The sequence below is a fragment of the Flavobacterium sp. N3904 genome (assembly GCF_025947305.1).
In the GTDB taxonomy this organism is placed as follows: domain Bacteria; phylum Bacteroidota; class Bacteroidia; order Flavobacteriales; family Flavobacteriaceae; genus Flavobacterium.
In genome coordinates, this window is sequence record NZ_CP110009.1 from 2119246 (window position 1) to 2131115 (window position 11870).

General features: G+C 33.5%; 4 protein-coding genes. All 4 read left to right on the forward strand.

Annotation, left to right across the window (positions count from 1 at the left end; translation table 11 throughout):
• Positions 1-404 precede the first annotated feature (404 nt).
• From OLM57_RS08905 to OLM57_RS08920, 4 genes are read left to right on the forward strand one after another with little or no spacing between them, the layout of a single operon-like run.
• The gene (locus OLM57_RS08905; RefSeq protein ID WP_264566847.1) at positions 405-878 is read left to right on the forward strand and encodes an OmpH family outer membrane protein; all 474 of its coding nucleotides are present in this window, start codon (positions 405-407) and stop codon (positions 876-878) included.
• On the forward strand, positions 865-1467 hold the full coding sequence (locus OLM57_RS08910) for a hypothetical protein (RefSeq protein ID WP_264566848.1): 603 nt from the start codon (positions 865-867) through the stop codon (positions 1465-1467). Before OLM57_RS08905 ends, OLM57_RS08910 begins: the two co-directional genes overlap by 14 nt.
• Positions 1464-7085, forward strand: coding sequence for a hypothetical protein (locus tag OLM57_RS08915; protein ID WP_264566849.1), 5622 nt, complete (start codon positions 1464-1466; stop codon positions 7083-7085). Before OLM57_RS08910 ends, OLM57_RS08915 begins: the two co-directional genes overlap by 4 nt.
• 14 nt (positions 7086-7099) lie before the next feature.
• A complete protein-coding gene (locus OLM57_RS08920; RefSeq protein ID WP_264566850.1) occupies positions 7100-11827 on the forward strand; it encodes a PKD domain-containing protein in 4728 nt (1575 codons plus the stop codon).
• The last annotated feature ends 43 nt before the right edge of the window (positions 11828-11870 follow it).

Here is an 11870-nt window from a genome sequence, read left to right on the forward strand (position 1 = left end):
TTGAGCGGCTAAATTAATTTATTTTATTTGGAAAACAAGAATAGTTTTTGACATTTGAAATTTAAAAGAGTTTTTTAATGAAATTCTTTTAAATTTTGCAATTGAAATTTTTATGTAAAAGCCACTGATTAAAAATGAAAATAAAATAGTGTTATTTTTTAAAAATTTTGTAGAAGTTATTTTGTATAATATGAATAATACTTGTTAATTTAATTTGTTGTGAAATATTTTTTTAACATAATATTTTTTGCTAAAAACAAGTTTTTTTGTTGATTTTATGTTTATTTTCGTATTTATTCTAAAATTTTATATTTTTTTAGTTGTAAATTCCTAAATATTTCTATTTTTGCATTTAAAAAATTAACAAGTTATTTGTGCTTAAATATAAAACCATCCCTCAGTTTATGGTTAACATCTTATTAATAAGTGTGTTAGCTCTTTTCCTGCTTTTTTATTTTTTCAAATCGAATAAAGAAATCGTCTATGTCGATTCTGTGAAATTATTTGATGGTTTTGTAATGACAAAAGAAATGAAAAGAGTAGGGGAAAAAGAATTTAATTCCAGAAAATTAGTTTTGGATAATTTGTATTCCAATTTACAGTCTCCTACAATTTCTGCTTCTGAAAAAAAAGAACTCATGCAACAATTCATTCAAGGGAAAGAAGAATTGGAGCAGTTCAATCAAACTTTTGCTGCTGAGCAAACAAATAAAATTTGGTCCAGAATAAAAAGTTATACTGCTGAATTTTCCAAAGACAAAAATTATCAATTAGTAGTAGGGTCTGATAACAAACAAGCAGTTTTGTTTGCAGATGAAAAAATTGACGTTACCAATGATCTTCTTATCTATTTAAACAAAAAGTATGAGGGTCTTTAATAAGTTAGTTTTTATTTTTTTTATTTTTCTTCTTATTTCTTGTAAAAAAGAGCCAAAAAACAATCAACAAGATTCTGAAATTAGAGATCGCTATTTCAACCTTGAAAAAATAGGTTGGAAATCCCGCTCCTACACACAAGTTGTGGATGATATCGGTTTTACCGCAACCGAAGTTCCCATTCAATATTATTTATTAAAAGATTTAGGGAATGATAATCTCAAGCTCATCGATTCACTTTATGAAGAAAATAAAAGAGAACGTGTGATAGAGTTTGTCTTTCAGCAAGATGAAGAGAAAGATTTATTAGGAAAAGATTTTACAGGGATGGATTATACTGATGCTGTAAAGTATATGTCTTTTGGTCTTGATAAAGATTTCTATGTGGTAACTTCAAAAAAAGATACAATCCTGTGCTCCGGTGTAAATTTTGAACGCAACTATAAAATTGCTCCTTTTCAAAAAGTACTATTATTCTTTTCAGGAATAGATCCCAACGATAAAATACAATTGATTTACAATGACTACCTTTTTAGAAAAGGAACATTAAAATTTAAATTCAAAGATACTTTTACCCCTATAGCCTTATGATTCAACAAGTAAAAAAAAGTAAGTTTAAAAAAACAGTCGCTATTTATTTAGCCATGATGATTCTTTTAGAAACATTCCAGCCAATGCAAATTTATGCGTTGACAGGAGGACCGTCACAACCAGAGTTCCAGTCCTTCACACCTATAGGAACCTCGGATATGGTGGATTTGGCTAGCGGTGATTTGAATTACAATATTCCTATTATGGATGTAGGTGGATATCCATTGAATCTAGCCTATAGTTCTGGTGTATCTATGGATCAAGAAGCTTCTTGGGTTGGATTGGGATGGGATCTTAATGTAGGACAAATATCAAGACAGCTTAGAGGACTCCCTGATGATTTTAATGGGGATGAAATGATTTATGAGAATAACATGAAGCCCAATGTTACTATTGGTTCTAATGCTAATGTATTTTTTACTGCTTTTGGTGTTAAGGAGGCTAAAGCTAGTGTTGGAATTGGTATAAAGTATAATAATTATGATGGTCTTGGTGTAGCATTAAATGGAGGATTGACTTATCAGATAAATAATAATCTATCTGTTGGAATGAATCTTGAATCATCTGCTTCAGAAGGTGTTTCAGTATCGCCGAGTGCCTCATTTTCTCAAAAAGTGGGAAGTACAAGTAATACAGATATTAATTTAGGACTTAATGCAGGGGTAAGTTATAATAGTAGAAAAGGTGTTGAAAGTGTAACTATAGGAGCCAATGTCTCAACTAAATCTTATCAAGATGATAATAAAGCAAAAATGGGTAAGATTACTCATTTTAATGAAGGTGGTTCTGGTTCAATATCTTACATTGATGCTTCTTTTACGCCAACTAAACGTGTGGGTATGGTGTCATCTAATTTTATGTTTAGTGCAAATATTGAAGGTGAATTTTGGGGTATTGAACCAGGGTTTAAATTTTCTGGTTATAGAACATCTCAAGGAATCAAAGAATCAGAGAAATACAAAGTTGAAAAAGCCTATGGTTTTGAAAACACGTATTACGCTGGGAAGTCAGCTATTTTGGATTTTAACAGGGAAAAAGACAGAACATTCAATAAAAATTCCACTTCATTACCAATCACAAATAATACATATGATATTTATAGTATTCAAGGGCAAGGAGTTTCAGGAATGTATCGTCCGTATAAGTCACAAGTAGGCTATGTATATGATAATGAGATTAATGATGATAGTGCTGGTGGCTCTTTGGGTTTAGAATTTGGTGCAGGTGGAGGTGTTCACTTTGGTGCTGATAAAACAGTTACATTAGGAAAAAGTTATACTAAATTATGGGAAAATTCAAATCCTGCTTTAGAACGATTTAAAGAAAAGAGAAAAGGGAATAGACCAGATTATGAAAAAGTTTTTTTTAAAAATATTGGAGGTTTTCATACCGATAACGAATTAAGTTTATTCAATACTGATTTAGGAAATTACAATCCAATAAAGCTTGACATAGTTGGAAGTGGATTTGATACCAAAACAAATTCAAATTATTCTACCAATAAAGCAGTTATTACAAATAATAAACAGATTGTTCGGAAGGAAAGATTGTCCAGAAACCAATCTATTGAGAAATTAACTAAAGCAGAGGCTAAAAAATTTGGGTTCAAAACCCAGTTTAGTGATTTTGCCAAAGACAATCACACTGCCGAAATAAGAATTACAAAAGAGGGTGGTGAACGCTATATTTATGGTAGAGCTGCTTATAATTCGATTAAAAAAGAAACAACATTTGATGTGGGAAGTGCTCCAGAAGTTGATTCTAAAAAAGGATTGGTAAAATATCTTCCAGGAAAAGATAATTCAGCTAAAAACAGTCAAGAGGGAGATCAATATTTTAATAGGGTAACTACTCCTGCCTACGCTCATACTTATTTGCTAACATCTGTTTTATCCTCAGATTATCAGGATTTAAAAGGGGATGGGCCATCAGATGATGATTTGGGGACCTACACCAAATTTGAATATGAAAATAAAACAAAGGATCATATTTATAAGTGGAGAGTTCCTTTCGTTAAAGATTCGGCTAATTATGACGAAGGATTGCGCTCCAGCAAAAAAGACAATAAAGGGAATTATTTATATGGGGAAAAAGAGCTTTTATACATTAAAAAAATAGTGACCAAAACCCATATCGCTATTTTTTATCTTTCAGAAAGAAATGATGGGTATGGGGTAGAAGGAGAAAATGGAGGATATGGAGATGTTAAAACTATTTCTAATTCTAAAATGTATAAGCTAGACAAGATCTCATTGTATTCTAAACCAGAATACTTAGCTAATGGTGAGAAAGCTATTCCAATAAAAGAAGCTCATTTTGAATATAATTATAGTCTTTGTCAAAAGATTGATAATAACATAAATACAATTAGGAAACAAAATGTTGGGCAACAGGGAAAGTTAACCCTTAGCAAAATTTATTTTACCTATAAAAATTCGAATATGGGGAAATTTACGCCCTATGTTTTTAATTACGGATTTAATCCTGATTATGATATGAAGGCTTATGATGTATGGGGGAATTACAAACCAGTTGATAAAAATGTTGGTCTTGCTACAACAGACCCATTATCGAATGCCGAATATCCTTTTGTTGACCAAAAAAATAGACAGACTGCAGATCAATATACTTCGGCTTGGTTGCTAAAAACGATTCATTTACCATCGGGTGGGCAAATGGAATTAAATTATGAATCGGATGATTATGGCAAGGTGCAGAATAAGGATGCCATGCAAATGTTTAAAGTAGTGGGTAGTGGCGATAAAGATGGACTTACCGCAGAAAATGTTAGTAGTACTGATAATACATTGAAAAATTTAGGTGAATATATTTATGTCGAGTTAGACCATAAAATCGTAGATAAGACTTCCAATAGTAATAAATCTATCTCAGAAATTTTTTACAATCAGTATTTAAAATCAATTGGTGACGAAGGTAATCCCCTATATTTTCGATTTATGCTTAATATGGTGAATCCTAATCCTTTACCGGGGATTAATGGGACGGATAAATACGATTATGTTACGGGGTATACCAAGCTAAATCTAAATAAAAAAAAGAAGGACGATTGTGTTTTTAGTATAATTAATGGAAAACAATATGTGGCCATACCACTTGAATACGTAGGAAAAGGAGATGGTTTTAATGGTAAAGCAGAAGTAAATCCCATCCAAAAAGCCGGTTGGAATTTTGGAAGGCATAATTTGAATAGGTTGGTGTATAGTATGTATAATGAAGAGGACACTAAAAACCTAAAAGGAGTGGTTATGGAGCTTATTGGTATGTTTCCTACATTACTTGATATTTTTAAAAGTCCTAATGGCAAACTAAGGGAAACAGGAATTGCCAGTAAATTTGTTACGGGTAAATCGTGGATACGTTTAATGCAACCTGATGCCAAGAAATTGGGTGGTGGTAGCAGAGTAAAAGAGATCAGTATTTATGACCAATGGGACGTAATGACTGGACATAAAGATAATGAGGTTTATAAACAACATTATGGTCAAAAATATGCTTATAATACAGTCGACAGAAATGGGAATCCTACAGAAAATTCTTCAGGAGTAGCTACCTATGAACCTCTAGGATGTAAGGAAAATCCATTTGTAAAGCCTTTTTATGATGTTAATAAACCAGATTTATTACTAGGACCTGATTCTGATAATTATGTGGAAGAACCGTTTGGTGAATCTTTCTTTCCTGCTCCAAAAATCACATACAGTAGAGTGACTGTTAGTAATTTGTCTAGAAATAATAATGAAAATGTTTCAAATCCATTAATTATAAAAAAACATGCTACAGGTACAGTTGTAACAGAGTTTTACACATCTAGTGAATTTCCTACAATAGTGGATAGAACTGTGTTATCTGGAGGTCATAAATCATCATCTGCCCTTGCAAGTCTTGTAGGGTTGCAGGTGAAGGATAATTTAACCTGGTCTCAAGGGTACTCTATTCATACTAATGATATGGATGGTAAAATGAAAAACCAAAGGGTATATGGTGAAGGACAAAAAGAAGCAATATCCGGAGTAGACTATAATTATAATACTGTAGTCAAAAACGGTAATATAAATCAGGGGTTGCTAAACAATACCATACAAACAGTAGATTCCAAAGGTGCTATTTCTGAGAGGTTAGTTGGTGTTGACTATGATGTAATTAATGATTTTAGGGAAAGTAAGACTACAAGCACTTCAGGAGGAATTGCTTTTAATTTAGCAACTTTACCTTTTACTCTTGTTGTTATTGTTGTACCAACCATAATTCCTAGTTATTCAAAACACGAGAGCCAGATACGTACTGCTGTAACTACAAAGGTGATTCACACTTCAGGAATCCTTTCGGAGAAAGTGGCTTATGATCTAGGGTCAAAAGTTTCAACCAAAAACCTAGCTTGGGATGCTGAAACAGGAGATGTATTGCTTACCGAAACGGTGAATGAATACAATGATAAATACTTTAATTTTAATTTCCCAGCGTATTGGAGTTATGACGGAATGAGTCAGGCAGCCAAGAATATTGGTTTGGAATGGAACGTTGCCAAAACGGGAAACAATCAGTATCAGTTTACTGGAGCTTATAACGCATCAGATTACTTAATTGATGGTGACGAAGTGTATTTAAGTGGTATTGGAACTGATGGTAGAACCAAAAACGCACTTAAAGCTTGGGTAGTAAAAGTAAATGCAGCTACTTTCCAGTTGTTGGATAAAGATGGTTTATTAATTAAAGGGAATATTGTTAATACAGGAACCATAAAAGTAATTCGTTCCGGTCACCGCAACCTGCAAATGGCTTCGATGGCAAGTGTGACCTCTATGCGTAATCCGTTGTATGATTATGATGCTAATAATAAAATAACGACAGTAAAAAAGAATATAGGAGAAAACCCTTTCTTTTCCACCTCTGCGAGTGATCGAATTGTAAATGCTTCTGCGATTGAATACAATGATATTTGGCCTTCACAATGTGAGTGTAATTTGCCTAGAATGTTTTTTTCAAACGGTAAACTGCAATTTGAATACGAAAAAGACAATAGTCTGGACGAACAAGAAGATATTATCAAGCGTTCTTACAATCCATATTTGTACAACATCCTTGGAAACTGGAGAGCCAATAAGTCCTATGCCTACCTAACAGGAAGAAACTACACTATTGACCCAACACCTCGTAAAACAGGATATTTTGCAGATTTTGCACCTTTTTATATACTTACAGGAGGCAAATGGGGGATTACGGTCGATAATTATAAACGATGGACGTTTGCCTCACAGGTTACCCAATACAATCCTTATGGACAAGAGGTAGAGAATAAAGATGCTTTAAACCGTTATTCTGCCGCTTTGTATGGGTACAACAATCGTTTCCCTGTGGCAGTTGCTTCCAATACCAAATACAGTGAGCTGGCCTCGGATGGTTTTGAGGATTATGACTCTATTGCCTGTGCCAAACAATCTCATTTTGACTTTAAAGCGCAACTAAAAGTCAATGAAGTAAGTGTCTCTAACAAACAATCCCACACCGGAAGAAAAAGTTTGAAAGTAGAACCGAGTAAAAAAGCAGTATTAAAAAAACAAGTTGTTAGCTGTAACGCAGCGGGAGTAACCACTAAATAAGAAGTAAGACCAAGATGAAATTAAAATATACATTAGTTTTTAGTATTATAAGTTTTTTTATTACAACGGGGGTGTTTTCTCAGGAACTTTCTGATCAAGAGATTGGATTTGATGTAACTGCAACTAGTCTCATGCTTAAGGAGCATGGGGTAAAAGACCAGGATCTTGCTCGTGAGATTACTTTACAGCGGGAGATGCAACTATTCCAGTATGTAGAAATGAAAAAGGTTGAGAACGGTATTTTGCAGAAAATTATGGATGAGCAAAGTGCTCAGGTCAGTACAAGTCATGTTGCTAATACTGCAAAAACAACATTTGTTGATATCCCACTAACAGAGCGGGACGCACTTATTGCTTTTTACAACAGTACAGGAGGGCCAAATTGGACAAATACTCAAAGTAATAATAGGGTCTGGAATATCACTAATCCTAGCTCTGATGTATCGACATGGTATGGAGTTAGTGTAAGTAATGGACATATTGTCTCATTAAATCTTGATAGAAATAATCTAAAGGGAAAATTGTCAGATTTGAATGCTTTAACTTTCTTGAATTCTTTAAGCTTAAATGGTAATTATAATAATTTTGTTGGTAACAGTATGCCGTCTTGGTTTACAACAATGATTGGTTTAAACGTTTTAAGCATTCAGGGCTATGGTTTTACTGGACCAATACAAGATTTATCTGCCTTAATTAACCTTCAGTACTTGGATTTGATGGATAATAATTTTGGTGGAGGGACGGCAACTATGCCATCTTGGTTAACTGGGATGGTTAGTTTGAGAAACTTGAGCCTTGTTCGTTGTAAATTTATTGGACCATTACCCAACTTATCTACATTAACAAATTTAGAATACCTGGCTTTGGCTGGTAATACTTTTGGTGCTACCATGCCTTCTTGGTTCAATACCATGCTTAGTTTGAGATATTTGTTTCTTTCAAATTGTAATTTTACGGGAAAAATACCTGATCTGTCTCCATTAACTAATTTATTGTATTTAGAGTTAGGAAATGATTTTACTTTTGATATTCAACCTATGCCTTCTTGGATTAGTAAAATAGTTACGTTGCAATCTTTGTTTATTGGATATTGTAATCTTACAGGACCAATAGCGGATTTATCTAGATTAACAAATTTGAAATTCTTAACTTTATCTGGTAATAATTTTAATTCAATTATTCCTTCTGAGTTGTATAATTTAAAAAAGTTGGAAAATATTAGTTTGAATAGTTGTAATTTAAAAGGGGAAATTTCTGTTAATATAGGAAATTTAACAATGCTTAGATATCTAGCAATTTATAATAATAATTTAGAAGGTTCTGTCCCACTAGAAATTAACAAATTAAAAAACCTTAACGGCTTTTATTTACAAAATAATAAATTAAGCGGAGTTATACCCAATTTTACAGCTTTGCCGTTACAGCAATTTATGATTAATGATAATAAATTTCGTTTTCTAGATTTTGTAAATGAATTTTTGGCATACAAAGTAAAAATGCCAAATACTAATAATAATCCTTTTTACTACTCTCCCCAAGCTAAAATTAATACCCTAGAAACTATCACTAAACCATCTGGACAGCCAGTAGATCTCAAAATGTATGCTGAAGGTGATACACGCTATTTGTCAGATGACACCTATCAATGGTTCAAAAATGGTACTGCGATTGCTGGCGCAACCAGTCGTATATATACCATACCTAGCCTGCTGGCAACAGATGCTGCTACTTATTTATGTAGATCTTATCATGCTTCAAACCCAGACATGTCTCCATTAGTCTTAGAAAGAGAGCCAATTACACTAAAAGTAATTAATTGCACCCCAGTTGCAGGAACCCTCAAAGCATCTGCTGAGAGTCCACCTGTAAATGCTAGTGCTATATTTTCGTTAGAGACAGCAACAACAGGCTTAACCTATAAATGGACATTTTACGACGACACAAGTGGCACTATTGTAAAAGATGGTACTCAAACCGCTGCAACAGCATCACAATCCTATAGCGTACCTGGAAGCTATTTAGTAAGACTAGAGGTTACCGAGGCTAATGGTTGTACGACAAAGTTTGATAAAATAGTGAATGTAATTAATAGTTGTGTTGATTCCTATTCTCCAAATCGTAATGGCAGTATAAAAAGTCCTTATCCTTATGGAGATTATTCTGGTGTAATACTTAATAAATTAACCAATTTGTCATTTTACAGTTCGTCAGGAAGTACAAGCTTATCTTATCAATGGAATTTATTGGACTCTAATAATTTAGTAATAGCGTCTGGTAATCAAGCTATATTTCCTATTACTCTAACACTTGCAGGGGATTACAAAGTAACTTTGCGTGTTTCGGATGCTACGGGATGTTCTTCTTTTGTAAAAAATCTAAAGACTAGAGATGCCAATGCGTGTATTGTTCCTATTGACGAGCGTAATGGATATATCTCAGATGTTAATAATAGTAATAAACTTTTAGTTAATTCTGCAACTTCTATTGCACTTGTTCCTTCTGGTTACACTCCTTCTGGTTTTACCTATAAATGGGATTTTGTTAAACTAAATGGAGAGATAGTTCTTTCTGGTAATCAAGATACATTTTCTGTAACTCCTAATGAAATAGGGGATTATAAAATTAATTTGCAAATCAAGGATCCAAACGGTTGTACTACAGATTATACAAGAGATTATAAAGTTATGGATATATGTAGTTTTAGCGCGGATGATGAACAATTTTCGATTACTACATCAGATGAATATAATTTATCTAACACTTATTTTGTCCAAATAAATGAATCAAAAGATTTTTCCGCTAATGAGTATTCTGGAGCGAATATAGACAATTTTACTTTTAAATGGAGTTTGTTAAATCCGAGTGGAGAATTAGTAAGTACAAGTACAAATGATACATTTTCAGCAGCTTTTACGATTCCAGGTTATTATAGAATTGCATTAGAACTTATAAATAAAATCACTGGATGTAAAAGGCTTTCTGCTAAAGAAGTTGGTTGTTTAATAGGGAACAGTTGTACAGAATTGAATCCAAAATCAGTAGTGGTTAAAGATTTATTAAAAAATCTGATAAAAAAATTGCTTACAAGAACAATTAAAGGTGAAACAGACGCTCAAATCAATGCAAGTCCAACTTCTCCCGAATTTTTGGCACTTAAGCAGTATATAACAAAGGGTGTAGGAGATAATATATATAATTATAAATATTCAAAAAATGAAGTAAGTTCTGTTCGGCCATATGCAGAAACGATTGATTTTTCTTTCTCCCCAGATAGATTATCGGATATTCATCTTGACTTTTATTGGGGGATATCTAGTTATGCTACTTATGAATTAAGCGACGAGGAATTATCCAATAGATTGGATTATGATGTTTTTATTGATTTGACTCAGTATATATCGTCTAATGACTATCTTATTTCCTGTAGGGTAGATATGGGAGGGAAAAATGCACAATCTGCCGTACGTCCAAATGAATGTCGAGAAGAATCCGAAGTTCGCTATATTGATTTTTGCCCAACAGATTGTACTCTTGCAGAAGGAGCCCTAAAATCGACTCCACAAGTTCTAAATGCAAACGTAAATGCGAGTTTCTCTCTGGAAACGGTTGCAACAAATTTAACTTACGACTGGACTTTTTATAATTTAGACAATACTACAGCATTAGCTAAAGCGACAACTGCTCTTGCAACACAATCTTTCACTGCAGCAGGAAGATATCGCGTGGTCTTAAAGGTTAAGGATGACAAAGGTTGTGAGACTCCATTTGAAACTTTTACAACAGTGCTTCCAGCGTGTACACCTATAACAGGAGTTATTAAAATGAGTTCTGGAGTTACACCAACGCCAACACCAAATCCGACGCCAGTTCCAACACAATCGTATTGGTATCAAGCAGTGCATCCTATTAATCATTCTGGTACTGATTATGTAGTTTATATTGACGGCAATGGGATAAAACAAACCTATACATTAACTAGGACTGAATCTGGAGATAATGCTCCGTGTGCCGAAATTATTGCATCGAGTATAGTCAATCATTCAGGCGCAGTACCCTGTGTTTTGAGTTGCAATGAGTACGAAATTGCTGGAGGAACCAATGGTAGGACAGTATCTTTTACAAACTGCGATGGTATGAGCCAGACGGTTATTGTGCCAGCAGGAGATTCTTTACCAGTTTGCTCAAGAATGGTTATTGGCGGTGCAACTTTAATAGGTCCTTGTGATGCGGGTTCTGTGGTTACGCCAACGCCAACGCCAACCCCGACGCCTGCACCAACCGCACTAATTGGCTTCTCAAAAGTAGGTGTATCAGAAAGTTTTCCAGGTAATTTATACCCCAATGGTGGAAATTTCTTGTATGCTATAGGACACGCAGATATCCAATTGGATGGTTTAGGAATTGTAAAAGGGGATTCAGTTACAATAGAATTTCAATATTATTCTAGTTTTACACCAACTCATTATTATAATATAAGCTATCCAGGGATAAATAGCGCTTTTGTTCCATTACCACTTTACACACCTACAAGGATTACTATTGTTTATAATGGTATTGATAAAACTATTGGAATCAATCTTTTATCTCCATTTTCACAATTCTTAAAATCCAATAAATCTGGAACGGCATCGCTTAGTATTGTTTCTGTAAATGGTGCATCTATGCAAATTGATACAAATAATAATTCTTTACAATTAATATCTCCTGCAACAGCTGGTATTGGTGTTACTTTTAAAAAATAAATGAGACAAAATACGATTCTATTAAAAAAATACTCCCATAAAA